At 55.8% G+C, this 18313-nt stretch carries 16 protein-coding genes and 1 tRNA gene; 5 read left to right on the top strand and 12 right to left on the bottom strand.

Annotation, left to right across the window (positions count from 1 at the left end; translation table 11 throughout):
• Nucleotides 1-4: 4 nt before the first annotated feature.
• Entirely contained in the window at nucleotides 5-898 is an 894-nt protein-coding gene (locus tag JOD69_RS22075; protein WP_077732212.1) for an NAD(P)/FAD-dependent oxidoreductase, read from the bottom strand.
• 282 nt (nucleotides 899-1180) lie between these two features.
• Nucleotides 1181-1870, bottom strand: a complete 690-nt coding sequence (locus JOD69_RS22070) for a Crp/Fnr family transcriptional regulator (RefSeq protein ID WP_086132780.1) — start codon at nucleotides 1868-1870, stop codon at nucleotides 1181-1183.
• A 112-nt stretch (nucleotides 1871-1982) separates the two neighbouring features.
• Here JOD69_RS22070 and hcp point away from each other — a divergent pair, with 112 nt between their 5' ends.
• Entirely contained in the window at nucleotides 1983-3647 is a 1665-nt protein-coding gene (hcp, locus tag JOD69_RS22065; protein WP_086132781.1) for a hydroxylamine reductase, read from the top strand.
• 224 nt (nucleotides 3648-3871) lie between these two features.
• Entirely contained in the window at nucleotides 3872-4909 is a 1038-nt protein-coding gene (mmoC, locus tag JOD69_RS22060; protein WP_077732208.1) for an aromatic/alkene monooxygenase hydroxylase FAD-binding subunit MmoC, read from the top strand.
• 101 nt (nucleotides 4910-5010) lie between these two features.
• Here mmoC and JOD69_RS22055 read toward each other — a convergent pair whose 3' ends face one another.
• From JOD69_RS22055 to tpiA, 9 genes are all read right to left on the bottom strand, one after another.
• Nucleotides 5011-5721: a hypothetical protein gene (locus JOD69_RS22055; protein ID WP_086132782.1), complete on the bottom strand. Its 711-nt coding sequence runs from the start codon at nucleotides 5719-5721 to the stop codon at nucleotides 5011-5013.
• Between the two features lie 11 nt (nucleotides 5722-5732).
• Nucleotides 5733-6623, bottom strand: a complete 891-nt coding sequence (locus JOD69_RS22050; RefSeq protein WP_240502637.1) for a M28 family peptidase — start codon at nucleotides 6621-6623, stop codon at nucleotides 5733-5735.
• Nucleotides 6624-6867: 244 nt separating this feature from the next.
• Nucleotides 6868-7806 (bottom strand): protein translocase subunit SecF, encoded by a 939-nt coding sequence (gene secF, locus JOD69_RS22045; RefSeq protein WP_240502636.1) that lies wholly within the window; start codon nucleotides 7804-7806, stop codon nucleotides 6868-6870.
• A 32-nt stretch (nucleotides 7807-7838) separates the two neighbouring features.
• The gene (gene secD / locus JOD69_RS22040) at nucleotides 7839-9683 is read right to left on the bottom strand and encodes a protein translocase subunit SecD (protein WP_086132783.1); all 1845 of its coding nucleotides are present in this window, start codon (nucleotides 9681-9683) and stop codon (nucleotides 7839-7841) included.
• Nucleotides 9684-9751: 68 nt separating this feature from the next.
• Complete coding sequence (gene yajC, locus JOD69_RS22035) at nucleotides 9752-10096, bottom strand: preprotein translocase subunit YajC (RefSeq protein WP_077732205.1); 345 nt, start codon at nucleotides 10094-10096, stop codon at nucleotides 9752-9754.
• Nucleotides 10097-10120: 24 nt separating this feature from the next.
• Nucleotides 10121-11248: a tRNA guanosine(34) transglycosylase Tgt gene (gene tgt / locus JOD69_RS22030; RefSeq protein ID WP_086132784.1), complete on the bottom strand. Its 1128-nt coding sequence runs from the start codon at nucleotides 11246-11248 to the stop codon at nucleotides 10121-10123.
• 74 nt (nucleotides 11249-11322) lie between these two features.
• Nucleotides 11323-11407, bottom strand: a tRNA-Leu gene (locus JOD69_RS22025).
• A gap of 23 nt (nucleotides 11408-11430) precedes the next feature.
• A complete protein-coding gene (gene secG / locus JOD69_RS22020) occupies nucleotides 11431-11811 on the bottom strand; it encodes a preprotein translocase subunit SecG (RefSeq protein WP_077732246.1) in 381 nt (126 codons plus the stop codon).
• 11 nt (nucleotides 11812-11822) lie between these two features.
• Nucleotides 11823-12575, bottom strand: a complete 753-nt coding sequence (tpiA, locus tag JOD69_RS22015) for a triose-phosphate isomerase (RefSeq protein WP_077732203.1) — start codon at nucleotides 12573-12575, stop codon at nucleotides 11823-11825.
• A 787-nt stretch (nucleotides 12576-13362) separates the two neighbouring features.
• Between tpiA and JOD69_RS22010 the strand changes: the two genes are divergently transcribed.
• From JOD69_RS22010 to JOD69_RS22000, 3 genes are read left to right on the top strand one after another with little or no spacing between them, the layout of a single operon-like run.
• Nucleotides 13363-15249 carry a potassium transporter Kup gene (locus JOD69_RS22010; protein WP_077732202.1) on the top strand — a complete coding sequence of 629 codons (1887 nt, stop codon included), beginning with the start codon at nucleotides 13363-13365 and terminating at the stop codon, nucleotides 15247-15249.
• A 33-nt stretch (nucleotides 15250-15282) separates the two neighbouring features.
• On the top strand, nucleotides 15283-16107 hold the full coding sequence (locus JOD69_RS22005; protein ID WP_077732201.1) for an undecaprenyl-diphosphate phosphatase: 825 nt from the start codon (nucleotides 15283-15285) through the stop codon (nucleotides 16105-16107).
• Nucleotides 16108-16139: 32 nt separating this feature from the next.
• Entirely contained in the window at nucleotides 16140-17258 is a 1119-nt protein-coding gene (locus JOD69_RS22000) for an aminotransferase class V-fold PLP-dependent enzyme (protein ID WP_086132785.1), read from the top strand.
• A gap of 2 nt (nucleotides 17259-17260) precedes the next feature.
• Here the strand turns inward: JOD69_RS22000 and JOD69_RS21995 are convergent, their stop codons facing one another.
• Nucleotides 17261-18034, bottom strand: coding sequence for a TatD family hydrolase (locus JOD69_RS21995; protein ID WP_086132786.1), 774 nt, complete (start codon nucleotides 18032-18034; stop codon nucleotides 17261-17263).
• Nucleotides 18035-18313: the final 279 nt, after the last annotated feature.

Here is an 18313-nt window from a genome sequence, read left to right as displayed (position 1 = left end):
CGCCTCAGAGACTGTTATGAATCGTCGTAGACGCGATAGCCGCATGGCCCGTGGCGACGCTGATCTGGTTGAGGGCGCTGACCACGTCGCCTGCCGCATATAAGCCCGGCACCGAAGTGCGGAGATGATCGTCGACGATGAGATGGCCTTCCGGGTCGCACTCCGCGCCGACCTGAACGGCCAGATCCGACCGAATCGCCGCGCCCAATGCGGAATACAAGGTATCGAAATTATAGGTCCGGCCGCTCTCCATTCGTATCGCTCCGATTTTTCCCTGCTCGAAGCACACCTCCTCGATAGGTTCTTCGATTACCCGGATTCGAGCGTTTCGCAGAACTTCCCGATCTTCGTCGGTGAGCGCCATATCCTTTCCAAGCGTCAGCAGGGTCAGATCACCGGTGTAGCACTTCAGAAACAGCGCCTCCTTGAGCCCCCCTTTTCCGAACCCGATCACCGCAACTTTTTTGTCGATAACCTCGTAGCCGTCGCAGATCGGACAATGCCTTATGTATCCGCTGCGAATCGCGTCCTTCAGGTTCGGCAGAACCGGCTCGATATCGACCACGCCGGTCGCGAGCAATACCGTCCGCGTCGTGAACCGGTCGTCGCCACAGCTTGCCGCAAACCCGCCTTCGATCTTTTCGATCCGAGTGATCAGACCGGAATCGATGCTCGCGCCGTATCGTACGGCTTGGGCACGAAACCGCATCAGCAGGTCGTTCCCTGAAATTCCGTCCGGGAAGCCCGGATAATTGTGCGAGATCGGAATCAGCGATGCCCGGCTGAAACCGGCATCAACGGTCTTGATCCTGCGGCGGAAGCGCGCGAGATAAATCGACGCCGTGAGGCCCGCGGGCCCCGCTCCTACGATCAGACAATCGAGTGCCGCATCGTCCATATCCGCCTCACGTGTGGTATATCCGCCGGTAGTCCACGCCTCCGAGAGTGAGACTACCAACCGAACTCGGCCGTTCCTTGAGGGCGATTAGAGCGTTTTCATCTCGCTCGTACGGCAAAACAGGCCTGGCAGGAGTCGTTGGCGCCTTCGGCGACGGTAAATTGATTCAAGCATTCGTAGGTCGGCAATCCTTTGCCGACGAAGACGCTCGGCCGGGACGTGGTGTCGGGAAGGGATTCCCGACCTACTCGCGAGTGCCCGTACAGTAGGTATGAAAATGCTCTAGTCGCTTTGTCCCGCCCAGTTCCTCAAACGCGCCGCATCCAGCACTTCGACTGTTTTACCGTGAACCTGGATCATTCCGGCCTGCACCAATTGCTGCAGGATGCGGGAAAAGGTCTCCGGGCGCACCGAAAGGCGCGAAGCCAGCACCTGCTTAGGCGTTTCCCACTGCACGCTGTAGCACGTGCAGTTTTGGTCGGGCGCGGACCTGAGTAGGTATTGTGCGACCCGCATCGTGGCGTTCTGCAGCGTCAGCTCGTCGATTTCTTGCAGCAGTTGGTGAAGGCGCTGGCTCATACGGCCTAGCAGTCGAAAGCAGACGGCGGGCGAAGTCTGCAACACGGTCCGGAAGACTTTCATGTCGAATCCCCAAAGCTCGCTGGGAACAATTGCGCGGGCGCTTACCGGATAAAGATTGCCCTCCATGAACATCACCGCCTCGGCGAAAGACTGGCGGGGCTGAATGAGTTCGATGACCTTCTCCTCGCCCGCCGCCGAAAGACGGTAAAGCTGAATCGTCCCCGTTTCCAAGATATAGAAACGGCTAGCCCGTTGGCCGTGGCTGAAAAGCTCCTCTCCCGCCTCTAGCCAAACCGGAAGCGCGGCGGCGATCACCTGGGTCAATTGAGGTTCTTCCAGCTCGGCGAACAGCAGGTGCCTGTACAGCCAGTCGGGTACGGATTTCTTCATGCAAATCTCCCACGAAAAACCGCTTGATCTAGGTCAAGGAGAAACGAATGGGCGGTCGTTATGTTGTTCACCGTCCGAATCGATTTGACCGTCTATTCAAAGGAAAAAAGCCATGTTTTGTTATCAATGCGAACAAACCACCCGCACCGATTCCGGCAACGGCTGCGCCAGCGCCAAAGGCGTCTGCGGCAAAGATCAAGTCACTGCCGATCTACAAGACCTCTTGATTTACGGGATAAAAGGCATCGCCCAGTATGCCCGCCGCGCGCGTGCTTTCGGCATCTCCGACCGCGAGGCGGACGGGTTCATACTCTATGCCATGTTCACGACGCTGACCAACGTCAACTTCAACCCTGCCCGGTTCATCGCCATGATTCAGGAGGCCGCACGCCTGCGCGACCGAATCAAGGCTCGCTACGAAGAAGCCGCTCGGGATCGAGGCACTGCGCCGGAAGTTCTGGCCGGCCCCGCCGCCTGGCAGCCGGTAGACGACATGGACGGCTTGTTGATGCTGGCAGCATCGGCCGCCGTAACCGCCGGCCGCGAACAAGTGGGCGACGATATTATTGGCCTCAGAGCAATGATTCTTTACGGGCTCAAAGGAGTCGCCGCCTACGCCCACCATGCCCATGTGCTCGGCTACGAAAGCGATGAACTCTATGCCCGCTTCGAGGAAATCCTGGATTTTCTAGCCGGCGAACCCATCGACGCGGAAGCGCTCGTAAACCAGGCGCTAGCCGTCGGCCAGCTGAATCTGAAAGCGCTGGAACTCTTGGACGCCGCCAACACCGGCAGTTTCGGGCATCCCGAACCGGCCAGCGTGCGGATGACGCCGGTCAAAGGCAAGGCGATCCTGGTCAGCGGCCACGACTTGAAAGACCTGGCGGCGCTGCTGGAACAAACCAAGGGCATGGGCATCAACGTCTACACCCACGGCGAACTGCTGCCGGCCCATGCTTATCCCAAGCTGCGCGCTTATCCTCATCTGGTCGGCAACTACGGTGGGGCCTGGCAGGACCAGACCCGCGAATTCGCGGAGTTTCCGGGCGCGATCCTGATGACGTCCAATTGCCTGGTCGAACCCCATCCCCGCTACCGGCAACGCATCTTTACCGCGGGACCCGTGGGTTGGCCCGGCGTACGCCATATCGCCAACGGCGACTTCTCGCCGGTCATTCAAGCGGCCCTGGCTTTCCCCGGTTTTCAGGAAGATGCCCCGGAACAAACCATTACCGTGGGATTCGCCCGCAACACGGTGCTAGGAGTCGCCGACAAAGTCGTGGATGCCGTCAAGACCGGCGCCATCCGCCACTTCTTCCTGATCGGCGGATGCGACGGCGCAGTGCCGGGACGCAATTACTACACCGATCTGGCGGACCACGTACCCGAGGACAGCGTCATTCTCACCTTGGGCTGCGGCAAGTACCGCTTCAACCGGCACGAATTCGGCGCTATCGGCGGCATTCCGCGCCTCTTGGACATCGGTCAGTGCAATGACGCCTATTCCGCCATTCAAATCGCGAGTGCCCTGGCCGGAGCGTTCAACTGCGGCGTGAACGATTTGCCGCTGTCCCTCATGGTGTCCTGGTTCGAACAAAAAGCCGTGGCAGTGCTGCTGACCCTGCTTTCGCTCGGCATTCGGGGCATCCGACTCGGACCGACCCTGCCCGCATTTCTGACGCCTGCGCTCCTGGAGCAGCTATCGGCACGCTTCGACCTGAAACCGATCACTACTGCCGAAGCGGACATCGAGGCAGCGCTTCACCGGGCAGCCTGAACGTTTGAAGAAAGGGCTTATTCCATTCAGCATTCGAATGGACATTAATCGTAGGATGGGTAGAGCGAAGCGAAACCCATCGATGGTGGGTTAGCCCCTCGGCTCCGCGTAACCCACCGATTCGAGGTCGCTCGGTGGGTTACGCCCTCACGGCCTAACCCACCCTACAGCCCGCTCCCATCGATTTGCTCTCAGGGCGATCACGACTTTCCATTGGAGAACCCATGACCAACCACGTCATAACGCTCACCACCCGCGACGGGCAGCAGGTTCGTTTCACCTGCGAAACCGAACAGAATCTTCTCGCCGCCGCCGAGGAGGAAGGCATCGTACTTCCATCCTTGTGCCGGGACGGCGGCTGCGGCGCCTGTCTCTGTACCCGCGTCGACGGCGATTACCATCTGGACAGCTATAATCCGCAGGCGCTGCCCCCGGACGCCGCGGCTCGCGGCGACCTGCTGCTGTGCCGGGCCCATCCGCAAAGCGACCTTTCGCTCGAAGCGCCTTACGATTTCGACCGCATCCGCTTCGAAGCGCTGGCGAGCCGCCCCGCCGAAATCGTCGAGTTGGCGCCCATTGCCGAAAACACCGTACGCCTGCTGCTCCGGCTGCAGCCGGACAGCAGCGGCGGACAGGCCGCGGAATTCGAACCGGGGCAGTACATGAGTCTGGAAATTCCCGATTCCGGCATCAGCCGCGCCTACTCCATCGCCAATACATCCAACTGGACCGGAGAGCTGGAGTTTCTGATCCGGCTGCAGCCGGGCGGAACATTCTCCACCTATCTGGAGCGGGAGGCGAAGACCGGCCAGCGCATCGACGTGCGCGGCCCCAGCGGCCATTTCGTGCTGCAGGCGCAGAGCCTACGGCCTCGCTATTTCGTCGGGGGCGGCACCGGCTTGGCGCCTTTGCTTTCCATGCTGCGCCATATGGCCGAGTTGCAGGAACCGCAACCGGCGCGGCTCTATTTCGGCGTCAATCGCGAAGCCGAATTGTTCTGCCTGGACACGCTTCGGGAACTCACCGAGGCTCTGCCTCGGCTTAAAATCGAGCTTTGCGTGTGGCATCCGGAGCCGTCATGGGCCGGATTTCGCGGCACCCCGGTCGATGCGCTACGGCGCGACCTCGAACAAGGCGGACCGGCGCCGGATCTTTATCTGTGCGGCCCGCCCGCGCTAATCGATGCTGCGGCGGAGACGGCGCGCGCTTTCGGAATCTCCGATGAACACATCTTCAGCGAGAGGTTCTTGCCTTCGAACTGAAGAGCCGGTCCACTCGCGGAATCGACCTTCCCATCGTTCGCGCGAGGCGATATCGATTACTCACTCCCCCAGGTCTAATCGAACGACTGAGCAATGAATCATCAACGGGCCGATCTACCGCTATGCGCCTTCGCCCGCCGCAATAAGATGCCTTCCCTGACCAGTGCGGTTTCGAAGTCCGGGAAATCGCGAGCAGACCCGCCGGCCCTCGCCCAAAGCGCCTGCAATCGCGCTGCCGCGAAGCGGCTCTCGCATTCCCCCTCCGGCAGAAAACCCAGCGCCTCGGCGGCATCTACAGCGAGATCGGATAGAGCCGGTGCCGCCTTGGCCCAGACTCCGCGCAGTTCGCGCAAGAAGATATTGACCGTCGTGGGTCCGATACCCTTCGCCAGAGCGATCAACCTTCGTTCGAGATCCTCCGCGGATTCCGCTTTCGCATGCAGCCTGTTGAGACTTCCCTGATAGTCGTCCAGCAAGGACCGCGACAGGTTTAGGAGCTTGGTGGCGGTCTTAAAGTCATAACGGGTATATCCGCCCGTATCCAATACCGCCACCAATCCGTTCCAGCCGCATTCGATAATGGCTTCGGGAGTCGTCAGCTTCCTCTCCGCGAAAGCCCGGTAAGTGCGCGCCGCCAGCCGTTCGGAAATGCGCGCTCCGAACAAAACGGCCGCAAGAAGCCATCTGAAAAGTTCGCCGTCATCCAGCCCGGCGACATCGATACCCAGTTCGGCGGAAAAGCGGCCGCGGCGAGCGGCAACCAAATCGGCGGGCGACAAATGCTCGGTTTCCGTTTGAGCCAATTCGGTCATGCCTCACCACCTCAGGATGCGCCATTCGCACAATCCAGCAGCGCCAGATACAAGCCTCGGACGACCGCTGCAAAGGACTCGTAATGAAGCCTATCCGGCCGGTCGCCGGCAGTGTGATACCAGGGATTTCGATAAAAGGCCGTGTCCGTCACCATGATCGCCGAATAGCCCTGCCTCCAGAAGGAAAAGTGGTCGCTGAGCGCAACGCCGGGCACGAAGAACGGAGCCGCGAGATGCTCGATCGGAAATTCCGAATTCCGGCGAAATGCACGCACGAGGCGTAGCAAACTGCTCCGAGAATGTCGGTTGGACACGAAGGCGATGAAATTGGCGCGGTCGGGATAAACGTACTTGAGCAGCACCGGATATCGCTGACTATTGGGTGTATCGTAATAGCATCCCAGCATCTCGAGCGAAACCATGAAGCGGATCCGATCGCCCCGCTCCTTGGCGGCTTTGGCGTAAATGAGGCTGCCCATATGGCGTCCCGCGAAAAACGGCGCTTCCTCGTTCACGAAGGCCACAAAGCGGACGGTCTTTTCCGGCTCGGAGCTCATGAACAAGCGCGACAGCTCCAGCAGCGCCGCGACGCCGCTGGCGTTGTCGTCCGCACCGGGACTTCCGAATACGGTGTCGTAATGGGCTCCGATCAAGACGATATCGAGCGGATAACGGGTTCCATGCCGCTCTGCCTCAAGATTGGCGCATTCGATCCCTTTCACCGTATAGGCGAGCCGGTTTACCGGATAACCCTGGGCTTCCCATTGCCCCGCGATGTAGCGCTCGGCGGCATGCAAGGCCTCCGGCAGCATCAGGTTTCGCTCGCCTATTTGATCGGCCAAAGTGTAAACGTGCATTTTCAATGCATCGGCCACCTTTTCCATCGCTTGCCGGCCCCTCATAAGGGTGTCTTATAACGGGTCCACGGGGCTCATACGACACGAAAACCTGAAATCAGGCTTCCCTTATCTGTCAACGAATAAGGGCGTCACGTCCCTCGGCTGCATCGGCCGTTGCCGTTTGCGGCACCTTGTGGAGAAGGACATGCCGCTCGGGAGCCTCTCCAATTCGATTGAAGAAAATTCCAAAAAGTTGCGCACAAAAAAGGCCGCTCGAAGCGGCCTTTTTCGTCTGATTCAAATGCACTTACGGACGGTTATCGGCTGCGCCCTCTTTCTCCGGCAACAGAAGATCCGCGCGGCTGATACCCAACCGATAGGCCAATGCGCTGGCGACGTAGATGGACGAATAGGTCCCCACCGCGATGCCGACAATCAAGGCCAGAGCGAAGTTCCGAAGCACTTCTCCACCCCATATGGCCATCGAAATACAGGCCAGTAAGGTTAGGAAGGAGGTCATCAGGGTACGGCTCAGCGTTTCGTTGATGGACAGGTTGATGACGTCCAAAACCTCGCCGCGCCTGATTTTCCGGAAGTTTTCGCGAATTCTGTCGAATACCACAATGGTGTCGTTGAGCGAATAGCCCAAGATGGCTAGGACGGCGGCCAGTACGCTCAGATCGAAGTCCAACTGCAGAATGGAAAACACGCCCAGGATTACGGTGATATCATGCATGGTGGCCAGAATCGCACCGAACGAAAAGCGATATTCGAAACGCCACGCGACATAGACCAGAATCCCGAGTATCGCCAATAGCAAGGCGACCACGGCGCTTTCGGCGAGGTCTTCGCCCACCTGGGGTCCGACGAATTCGATGCGATGGAGTTCGGCTTGAACCTCCGGATTCTTGCGGAGCGCCTCCATGACTCGCGTCCTCAGATCGGTGCTCGTGATTTCCGCTTGCGGGGCGAGACGGATCAGAACCTCCTTGGACGTTCCGAAATGTTGCACTATCGGATTGGCGAAACCGGCTTCTTTCAGCTGCTGACGCACCTCCTCGAGATTCGCCGGTTCCTGATAACCGACTTCGACAATGGTGCCGCCGGTAAAATCGATGGCGAAGTTCAAGCCTTGCCAGCCAAGTGCGATGATCGACGCGAGGCTGACCACGGCGGACAGGACAACCGCAGGCACGCGCCAGCGCATGAAGTCGATTGCGTAGCCGCGAGTATTAGTATCGGACACTGATCAAATCTCCTGAATTCTTTATATCGGACTCAGATCCACAGTTTGGCGACTCGCCGCTGGCCGTAGACGAAATTGACCAGCATCCGCGTACACATCACCGCGGTGAACATCGACGTCAAAATCCCGATCGTCAAGGTCACGGCGAACCCCTTCACGGGACCAGAGCCGATACTGAACAACATGATCGCCGCAAGAAGCGTCGTGATATTGGAGTCGAAAATGGTGCCGAACGCGCGCTCGAATCCGGCGTAAATACTGGACTGAATGGAATTGCCGTTACGCAGCTCCTCCTTGATGCGCTCGTAAATGAGCACGTTGGCGTCTACTGCCATACCTATGGTCAGGGTGATGCCTGCAATACCCGGCAAGGTCAATGTCGCTTGGAGCAACGACAGAATCGACAAAATCAAAGCGACATTAAAGAGCAAGGTGATATTGGCGATGATCCCGAACACCTTGTAATAGAGGATCATCACAGCAGCAATCAGGGCAAAACCGATGATGAACGAACGGGTACCCTGCTCGATATTTTCCTTACCCAAGCTGGGGCCGACGGTTCGTTCCTCGACGATGTCCACCGGCGCGGCCAAAGCTCCTGCACGCAACAGCAAGGCCAGATTACGCGCCTCTTCGGTACTATCCAGACCGGTAATTTGGAAGCGCTTGCTGAAGCGGTCCCGAATGGTCGCGACGTTGATGACCTCCTCGACCTTTTTCTTGGTGGCCACCTTCCGGCCTTCCACTTCTCTGGTTTCCGTCTTGGTTTCGATATAGACGACCGCCATCGGCTTGCCGATGTTCTCGCGCGTAACATCGGCCATTTTGCGCGCGCCTATGCCGTTCAGTGTCACGAACACGGCCGGAGAACCCGACTGAGAATCGAGCCCGGAGGAAGCATCCACGATCTGATCGCCGGTCACGATGATCTTACGCTGCAGCAAAATGGGCCTGCCGCTTCGATCCTGGTAGAGCCTGGCGCCCAACGGCGTCTTGCCCTCTTCCAGGCCTTGGGCGCTGTGCTCGGTATCCACCAGGCGAAACTCCAGCGTCGCGGTGGCCCCCAGAATCTCCTTGGCGCGGGCGGTATCCTGGACGCCGGGGAGCTGTACCACGATGCGGTCTTCGCCCTGCTGCTGAATCACCGGCTCGGCGACGCCAAGTTCGTTAATGCGATTACGCAAGGTCGTGATGTTTTGCGCCACAGCCAGACGACGGATCTCCCGGCGTTCGGGTTCCGACAATCTGGCGCGCATCACGGTGCCGTCCTCGCCGAGCTCCAAACCGCGAAGTTCTCGCTGCATGACATCCCTGGCCTGGGCCAGCGTTTGGCCGTCCGGGAACTTCACTTCGATGGTCTGGTTACTTCTATCGACGGAGAGATAACGGATTTTGCTTTCGCGCAAAAGTGAACGAATGTCTTCCGCATAACGCTCTTCAGCCTGGCGGACGGCCGCGTCCATATCCACCTGCATCAAAAAGTGCACGCCGCCCCGAAGATCCAATCCCAGATACATGGGTTGGGCGCTGATCGCTCTGAGCCAATCCGGAGTCGACGGCGCGAGGTTGAGTGCTACCGTATAGTTATTTCCCAGCGATCCGGTGAGCAAATCGGCCGCTTTGAGCTGGGTCTCGGTTTCGGTAAAACGCACCAGAAGCCGCTTCTCAGACAATTCCAACGACTTCGGTTGCATCCCGGCGTCGGTCAGCAGTTTTTCGACTTGAACACGAGTAGCTTCGTCCAGCTTAGCGCTCCGCAAAGGCGAAAGCTGAACGGACGGATCCTCGCCGAAAAAATTGGGCAGCGAGTAAATCGTCGCCAACACCAATACGGCGATAATCAGAAGGTTTTTCCAAAGTGGAAAGCGGTTTCGCATGATAGCTGCCTATGAGGCGTGATGCACGGTATAGTGCATCCGCCGTTGAATTAACTTGCTTAGCCGTTTTATTTTTCGGCCTTTTTCTTAGCCTTGTAGGTACCCTTCGGCATCAGTGATGCTATGGCATGGCGCTGAACGTATACGTAGGTGTTATCAGCCACTTCCAACTGAACGAAGTTATCATCCAAATCCGCTACTCTACCCAGCAGCCCGCCATTGGTCACGACTTCGCTCCCTTTGGTCAGCGACTGGATCATTCTTTTTTGCTCTTTCGCCCGTCTTTGCTGCGGGAGAACGAATAAGAAAAAGAAAATCAGCAATATAGCCAGCGGTAGAATAAGACCAGCCAACCCCGGCTCTTGCTGGGCCGGCGCGGCTTGAGCAAATGCGTCGGAAATGAAGAAACTCATATTTGGTCCTTGCTTATCTTTCTTTTAAAACGCGGCATTATTACACAAAACCTCGCCTTTTCCTCGTTGCTCATAAAACCGGGCAACGAATTCACTCAGCCTGTTGTCCTCGATCGCTTGCCTGAGGCCGGCCATAAGCTCCTGGTAATAGTAAAGATTGTGTATGGTATTCAACCGAGACCCTAGAATTTCGCCGCATTTGTCCAAATGGCGGAGATAGGACCGGCTGAAATTTCGGCAGGTGTAGCAACGGCATTCGTCATCCAGCGGGCGGGTATCGTTCTGATAGCAACTGTTGCGGATGCGGATTGCGCCATGACGCGTGAACAGATGACCGTTGCGGGCATTACGTGTCGGCAGAACGCAGTCGAACATATCGATGCCGAGCCGCACCGCCTCGACGATGTCCTCTGGAGTACCGACTCCCATCAAGTAACGGGGTCTATCGGATGGCATGTTCGGCAACAGCGAATTCAAAATGCGCGCCCGGTCTTCCTTGGGTTCGCCCACGGAAAGACCGCCGATGGCATACCCGTCGAATCCGATATTCTTCAAGCCCTCTACCGACTCGAACCGGAGTTCTTCGTAGACGCCGCCTTGAACGATACCGAACAAAGCCGACGGATTACCCTCATGCGCATCTTTGCTCCGTTCGGCCCAGCGGAGCGAAAGACGCATGGAATCGGCGGCTTGCTCGTAACTAGCGGGATAAGGAGTACACTCGTCGAAGATCATCACGATATCCGAACCCAAGTCCCGCTGAACCGCCATCGATTCCTCGGGGCCCAAAAACGTGACGCTGCCATCCACCGGCGAGCGAAACCGGACGCCGGCCTCGGTAATCTTGCGCATAGCACCTAAGCTGAACACCTGAAATCCACCGGAGTCGGTCAGGATCGGGCGATCCCAATGCATGAAATTATGCAGATCGCCGTGGCGGCGGATGACGTCGGTACCAGGGCGGAGCATCAGGTGAAAGGTATTTCCCAGCACGATCTCTGCGCCAAGCTCCTTGAGCTCTTCAGGCGTCATTGCCTTGACGGTGCCGTAGGTGCCGACGGGCATGAATGCCGGAGTCCGCACGTTTCCGCGCGAAAAGATAAGCTCGCCCCGTCGGGCCCTGCCGTCAGTGCTGCTTACGATAAACTCCATCGGATTTTTAGATGTGCAAAAACAAAAGAGGCCTGACTATCTGAAATAGGCAGGCCATCTCGAATCGACGTAATTGGTGCCGATGGTCGGACTTGAACCGACACGACTTGCGTCACCACCCCCTCAAGATGGCGTGTCTACCAATTCCACCACATCGGCTAAACATGGTCTAACAAGGTTGGCTATTTCTCTTGCTCTGCCGGCGGAAGCGTATCGGCGCTATCGGGCAAATCGGCCTTGTCAGTTGCTGGCGGCTCTTCCACTACCGGAGGAAGATCGCGTTGAGACGGGTCCAAACCAGGACCATCAATGATATCAACTTGTTTATTATCCTGTTTATCTGCCAAGTACGCAAGACTCAAACTGGTCACAAAAAACAGTGTAGCCAGCACCGCGGTCGTGCGAGACAAAAACGAAGCTGCGCCCCGTGCACCGAACAGGCTATTAGACGCTCCACCGCCAAAGCCCGCTCCGGCATCGGCGCCCCGGCCTTGCTGAAGAAGCACCAATCCGATGACCGCCAAGGCGACCACGACATGAATAATTGTCAATGCCTGATACATAAAAACTTCACCTAAACCGAATGGCATATCGAGAGAAAGGACTCGGCATCCAAGGACGCTTCGCCAATTAATCCACCGTCCACGTCGGGCATACCGAACAAGGTACGGGCATTTTCGGGCTTTACACTACCGCCATATAGAATCCGGACTGAAGCCGATACTTCGGGTTCCCGCTCCGAAATCTTTCGCCGCAAATATTCGTGTATCTCTTGCACTTGCTCGACTGTCGCGGTTCGCCCGGTCCCGACAGCCCAGACGGGTTCGTAAGCGATCACCGCATTTGCCAGCGATTCAACGCCAGCCATATCAAACACCGCCTCCAACTGCTCGTCTATGACAGTAAATGTATTACCCTGTTCACGCTGCTCCAGAGTCTCACCCACGCATAAGATTGGCGTAAGACCGTGATCGAGCGCTTTTTTATAACGCGCAGCCACCAGTTGATTGGACTCTCCGTACCGCAGTCGCCGCTCCGAATGCCCGACGATAGCCAGGTCACACCCGAACTCACGCAACATGGGCGCGGAGATTTCACCCGTATAGGCGCCTTCGTCCTCATCCGCTACATTTTGCGCGCCAAGCAAAATCGCTTTGTTTTCCAACAGTTCGGCTGCCTCGGGTATGAATACATAAGGCGCACATACACCGACCTCTGCCGGAGCGGTTTCCGAAATGCCGGAAAGAATGTTCGTCAGCAATGTTTTTTTACTTTCTCGAGTGCCGTTCATCTTCCAGTTTCCGACGACCAGAGGACGACGAACCATTGAGCGCTCCTTGTTGTAAAACCGTAGAAGCTTAATGACTCAGAGCCTGTTTTTCAAGCTGAAAGGATCTATATTCGGTCTGCGTGCCTGCGCTTATCAAAAAGTTATAAGAATATTCTAGAGTCTTACTCAACATTCTCGGTCTATTGGATTAAGCTCCCACAACTTTTTACAACCAGCCCAGAATTTCGCTCATAGAAAATTGCTATTCACTGGATGAGACTCTCTGGTGGTTCAGTAAACCGAAAGCCTCAGGTAACATCCCCCGATATTGCCCAATGGACATGGGCAAGAGACGTTTCGCTATTTTTTCTAAAGCCTTTTAGCGCGACATTACAGCTTTTTACCCCAACGCTTAATCTTTATGCTCGAAAAATGCGATTGGATGGAGCCGAGGCATGATCAAACTTGTTGAGCTACGATATTTCGCCTGCCTGCCTATACTTCACCGCCTAATCTGAGCGATCGTGCATCTGCATTTCCATAGCAGAGGTAGTCGTGCATGAACTGCGTTCAAGCGGAAAACGCCCCTCCCGAATGACGAAAGCTATTCTTTCTCTATTTGGCGAATTTGATTGCCGATGCTGAACCTGAGCCGACGCGCACGGGCGCATTCGCTAGTGCCCGCTCCCGCTCGAACACACCAGTTGCCTACCGGCAGCACACCGATAGCCTTTGGCCGTCTCATCTATGAAGGAAGGATCCACGCACGAATTAGCGCAACCCGTATCGGAAGGTGTCCTAAACAAAGCACATGCTCTTTTCGCGTCGGCGACGGAGAAAATCTATGAATTCGGCAACCCTAGCCCCATCTCAATCGCGAGAACAAAAAAGTTTGGTGATCGCCGCGCTGGGCATCGTATTCGGCGATATCGGTACCAGCCCGCTTTATACACTTAAAGAGTGCTTCGGCGGCATTCTGGCGCTAGAACCAACGCCGGCAAATGTCCTCGGCATCTTGTCGCTTATTTTCTGGGCCATTCTGATCGTCATATCGTTGAAGTACGTCATCTTCATCATGCGAGCGGATAACAAAGGCGAAGGCGGTATCATGGCCCTGATATCCCTTGTCCAGCAGAAGGCGGAAATAAGTACCCGCTTCCGATTTTTACTGATCGGGCTCGGATTGATAGGCGCATCGCTATTTTACGGCGATGGGATGATCACGCCGGCCATCTCGGTCTTGAGTGCAGTCGAAGGACTCAAAGTCCTTCAGCCGGAGCTTCATTCCTATGTGGTTCCGATTTCTCTTGCAGTCCTAATAGGGCTTTTCACTTTTCAACGAAAAGGGACCGCGGGCGTCGGTGCGCTATTCGGGCCGATTATGGCAATTTGGTTCTGTAGTCTCGCAGTTTTTGGCACGCTCAGTTTGATAAAAAGTCCAGCCGTTTTAGCTGCCGTGAATCCGGTACATGCCTTTCACTTCTTTGCAGCGCATGGCTGGCCTTCCGTTTTGATCTTGGGAGCGGTGGTGCTGGCCGTTACCGGCGGCGAAGCATTGTATGCGGATATGGGACATTTCGGCCGCGAACCGATTCGCAAGGCATGGTTTCTGTTCGTCCTTCCGTCACTGATGCTGAACTACTTCGGCCAGGGGGCTCTTCTCATCCAAAATCCGTCGGCGGTTCAAAATCCGTTCTATTTCCTTGTTCCTGGCGGGGCGCTGGTTTTCATGATCGGCCTAGCTACGATAGCCACAATTGTCGCTTCCCAAGCGGTAATTTCTGGAACCTTTTCCCTTACGTCTCAAGCGATTCAGTTGGGCTTCTGCCCTAGGCTCGGCATTCAATACACCTCTGAAGAGGAAAAGGGTCAGATCTACATTCCTTGGATCAACTGGGCATTGATGGTCGCTATCATCGGATTGGTTCTAGGGTTTCAGTCTTCATCCAACTTAGCGGCCGCTTACGGCATCGCCGTCACCGGCACGATGGCCATCGATACGATTTTGGCTTTCGTCGTGGTGTACAGCTTATGGAAGTGGAATCCGATCATTAGCGGCATGCTGGCTTTTGGATTCCTTACCGTCGACTTGGCTTTCTTGGTCGCTAATGCAGCGAAAATTTTTGAAGGCGGATGGTTCCCGTTAGTCATCGGGCTTATCGCCTTTACGCTCCTGACGACATGGAAACGCGGCCGCGATCTTCTCCGGGAGAGCCTACGCGAAGACTCGGTACAAGTTGATCAATTCTTAGCCGAAATCGTCAATAATCCTCCGTTGCGCGTCGCCGGCACGGCCGTATTCATGACGAGCAGCCGCGAAGGCATTCCACCCGCGTTGCTGCATAACCTAAAACACAACAAGGTACTGCACGAGACTGTCGTGCTTATGACTGTCACTACCGAAAACGTTCCCCGCGTAGCTCCCGAAAAACGCCGCGAAATCCGCCGCCTCGGCGCAGGCTTTTTTAGAATCAATCTACATTATGGATTCATGGAAGCGGCCAATATCCCACGAGTCCTTAAATCAAGCAGTCGAGATTTTGACATTGATATCTCGGATACGACCTTTTTCCTCAGCCGCGAAACCATTATTCCCAGCACGGTTCCGAAAATGCCGCTTTGGCGCCTGAAGCTGTTCATCGGCATGTCCCGCAATACGAGCAGTGCTGTAAGTTTTTTCCGGATTCCGCCCGATCGCGTCGTTGAACTGGGCGTACAACGCATGCTGTAATTGAGTTTTAAGCATTTTTACTTAAGGAAGTTTATGGACATTCCCCTTTATTTGAAGGCAATCGTGCTTGGTATTTTGGAGGGAGCCACCGAGTTTCTTCCGATCTCCAGTACCGGTCATTTAATCATTGCCAATGATCTATTGTCTTTCACCGGGGAACGGGCGAAAACGTTCGACATATTTATTCAGCTTGGGGCGATTTGTGCCATCGTTTGGCATTACCGGCAGCGCATTACTCGCGTGTCCGGGTCGCTATTCTCGGATCCAGCCGCATTCCGTTTCGCGCTTAATGTCTTGATCGGGTTTCTGCCGGCAGCTCTACTCGGTCTTTTTCTTCACAAAACCATCAAGACTCAGCTCTTCAACCCGATTACCGTAGCCGGGGCGCTGATACTCGGCGGCCTCGTGATTCTGTTGATCGAAAGCCGGCGCCGGACTCATCATGTCGAGCACGTCGACGAGTTGACCTGGCATGTGGCGCTCAAAGTGGGCTTAGCTCAAAGCCTTGCCTTGTTTCCGGGCGTATCTCGAGCGGGCGCGACGATCATGGGTGGGTTGCTGAGCGGCATGTCACGGTCAGTTGCGACGGAGTTCTCGTTCTTTCTCGCTATTCCGACGATGTTCGCCGCCACTTTCTACGACCTGTACAAGAATCTCGACATCATGAGACCTGAAGATCTGGAGATGTTGGCAGCCGGTTTCGTTGCGGCTTTTTTCAGCGCTTGGCTGGTTATTCGAGCGTTGCTGGCATTCGTCGCCCGACACAGTTTCAAAGCGTTTGCCTGGTATCGAATACTGTTCGGCTCATTGGTATTGGTCTATTTTCTGTCGACGACCGGACTCACTGTTTCGCTCTGATTCAACGATTTCATTGCCCGGTTTCCAACCAGATGCACCCCGAATTCCCATTGTCCCCGGACTTAATCTATTTGAATCATGCGGCCGTGGCACCGTGGCCTTTGCGGACGGCCCTGGCGGTAAGCCAGTTCGCAGAGGAAAACGCCCGATACGGTGCGTCCCGTTACTTGGAATGGGTGAAACAAGAAGATTTATTGCGGGAACAGTTGAGGGACTTGCTCAATGCGCCATCCACGGACGATATCGCTTTAGTCAAGAACACTTCCGAGGCCATCTCGCTCGTGGCTTTTGGTCTCGACTGGCAACCCGGCGACAATATCGTCTCCAGCAACGAGGAGTTCCCGTCAAATCGAATTCCGTGGCAAGCACTAAGCGATCGAGGAGTGGAGTTCAAAGAGGCAGATCTAAATGCCGCTCGCACGCCTGAAGATGCCTTGTTTGAGCTAGCCGACGAACACACAAAGCTTATCACCGTCAGTTCTGTTCAATACGCTTCGGGGTTACGCCTCGATATGGACAAAATCGGCCGGTTCTGCCGCGACCAAGGGATTTTATTTTGCATTGACGCCATTCAAAGCTTAGGGGCATTGCGTTTCGACGTACAAAGGTGCCACGCAGATTTTGTCATGGCTGATGGTCATAAGTGGATGTTCGGACCGGAAGGGCTAGGTGTTTTTTATACCTCGCCGCGTGCGAGAGGCTTGCTGGGTCTAATGCAATACGGCTGGCACATGGTTGAGAACGCTGGGGATTACGATAACCGGTCTTGGCTTCCGGCACGGAACGCCCGTCGCTTCGAATGCGGCAGCCCCAATATGCTGGGAATACATGCGCTGTCCGCCAGCCTCTCGCTGATATCGGAAACCGGCATCGAAAGGATTGAAACCTTACTGTTGGAGCGAACCGCTTACTTGGTCGAAACGATCATGAATCACCCGGCACTGGAACTTCTCTCATCCAGCGTTTCCGAACGTCGTTCAGGCATCGTGCTGTTCCGCCACCGATCTATGGAAAACCAACGGCTTTATCAGCACCTGAATCAAAATAGCGTTGTCTGTGCATTACGGGGCGGCGGCATCCGTTTCTCGCCCCATTTCTATACGCCCCTAGATGCGCTCGAACGAGCAGTCGATATCGTGCTACGCGCTTAGGCTCAAGCTCCTGAAAACAACCGATAGAAGTTGTCCGAGCTGAGCTCTGCAACGCGCTCGATAGAAATTCCTTTCAGTTCTGCGACACACTGCGCCACGTGTCTTACATAAAAAGGATAATTCGGTTTTCCACGAAACGGGATCGGAGCAAGGTATGGCGAATCCGTTTCGATCAAGAAACGATCTTCCGGAATCATTCTGGCGACCTCTTGTATCGATTGAGCGTTCCGGAAAGTGACGATCCCCGAGAATGAGATAAAAAACCCCAGATCCAGGACCTGCCGCGCCGTCTCCCAATCCCCGGTAAAACAATGGAACACACCACTGACTTGATCTGCCCCCTCTTCCTTCAGCACCTTGATTGTGTCGTCCTTGGCTTCACGCGAGTGAATAATTAACGGCTTACCAACGATTTTGGCGGCTCGGATGTGTTGCCGAAACCGCTCACGCTGCCAATCCAGGCTGCCCGAACTCCGGTAGTAGTCCAATCCGGTCTCACCGATAGCGACCACCTTGTCATTTTCCGCGAGGACGACAAGCTCTTCGACACTCGGCTCTCTTGAAACCTGCTCGTTAGGATGGACACCAACCGATACTGAGACATCGTCGTATCCATCCACCAAACGGCGCATTTCGGAGTAGCTGTCAAGATCGATGGATACACACAGCATGTGTTCGATCTGCTGCGCTCGCGCTTCTCTCATAAACGAAGCGAATTCACCCTCAAAAGGCGTTAAATCCAGGCGATCAAGATGGCAATGAGAATCTATGAACATAAGGGAAATACTGCGCCCTCTTAAGAAATGGACGAACGTCAACCAAGTTAGCTATCTCTGTTCTCTAGACAGCGCATGTTTGGTCTAGATCCGAGTCTATCTGATACCTGATCAATAGAAAAAAGCCCTCCTTCAGAGAAGGAGGGCTTTTCAGTGCCGACCGTCGGTCGTAAAGCCTTGAGGACGCCGGGACCCGGCGCCCCCTTGGTCTTACATGAAGGACGGGATCAGCGGAGCGTCGATCTGGGTGACCTGACGGCCGCCCGCATCGTCAAAGAA

The sequence above is a fragment of the Methylocaldum sp. RMAD-M genome (assembly GCF_017832375.1).
Taxonomy (GTDB): Bacteria; Pseudomonadota; Gammaproteobacteria; order Methylococcales; family Methylococcaceae; genus Methylocaldum.
The sequence above is the reverse complement of the archived record's forward strand: the minus strand, read 5'-3'. Positions and strand labels throughout refer to the sequence as shown.

What these genes read in the sequence shown, in the direction of transcription:
- JOD69_RS22075 (WP_077732212.1), bottom strand. Translation starts at nt 898, where the DNA reads ATGGACGATGCGGCACTCGATTGTCTGATCGTAGGAGCGGGGCCCGCG.
- JOD69_RS22070 (WP_086132780.1), bottom strand. Translation starts at nt 1,870, where the DNA reads ATGAAGAAATCCGTACCCGACTGGCTGTACAGGCACCTGCTGTTCGCC.
- hcp (WP_086132781.1), top strand. Translation starts at nt 1,983, where the DNA reads ATGTTTTGTTATCAATGCGAACAAACCACCCGCACCGATTCCGGCAAC.
- mmoC (WP_077732208.1), top strand. Translation starts at nt 3,872, where the DNA reads ATGACCAACCACGTCATAACGCTCACCACCCGCGACGGGCAGCAGGTT.
- JOD69_RS22055 (WP_086132782.1), bottom strand. Translation starts at nt 5,721, where the DNA reads ATGACCGAATTGGCTCAAACGGAAACCGAGCATTTGTCGCCCGCCGAT.
- JOD69_RS22050 (WP_240502637.1), bottom strand. Translation starts at nt 6,623, where the DNA reads ATGAGGGGCCGGCAAGCGATGGAAAAGGTGGCCGATGCATTGAAAATG.
- secD (WP_086132783.1), bottom strand. Translation starts at nt 9,683, where the DNA reads ATGCGAAACCGCTTTCCACTTTGGAAAAACCTTCTGATTATCGCCGTA.
- yajC (WP_077732205.1), bottom strand. Translation starts at nt 10,096, where the DNA reads ATGAGTTTCTTCATTTCCGACGCATTTGCTCAAGCCGCGCCGGCCCAG.
- tgt (WP_086132784.1), bottom strand. Translation starts at nt 11,248, where the DNA reads ATGGAGTTTATCGTAAGCAGCACTGACGGCAGGGCCCGACGGGGCGAG.
- secG (WP_077732246.1), bottom strand. Translation starts at nt 11,811, where the DNA reads ATGTATCAGGCATTGACAATTATTCATGTCGTGGTCGCCTTGGCGGTC.
- tpiA (WP_077732203.1), bottom strand. Translation starts at nt 12,575, where the DNA reads ATGGTTCGTCGTCCTCTGGTCGTCGGAAACTGGAAGATGAACGGCACT.
- JOD69_RS22010 (WP_077732202.1), top strand. Translation starts at nt 13,363, where the DNA reads ATGAATTCGGCAACCCTAGCCCCATCTCAATCGCGAGAACAAAAAAGT.
- JOD69_RS22005 (WP_077732201.1), top strand. Translation starts at nt 15,283, where the DNA reads ATGGACATTCCCCTTTATTTGAAGGCAATCGTGCTTGGTATTTTGGAG.
- JOD69_RS22000 (WP_086132785.1), top strand. Translation starts at nt 16,140, where the DNA reads ATGCACCCCGAATTCCCATTGTCCCCGGACTTAATCTATTTGAATCAT.
- JOD69_RS21995 (WP_086132786.1), bottom strand. Translation starts at nt 18,034, where the DNA reads ATGTTCATAGATTCTCATTGCCATCTTGATCGCCTGGATTTAACGCCT.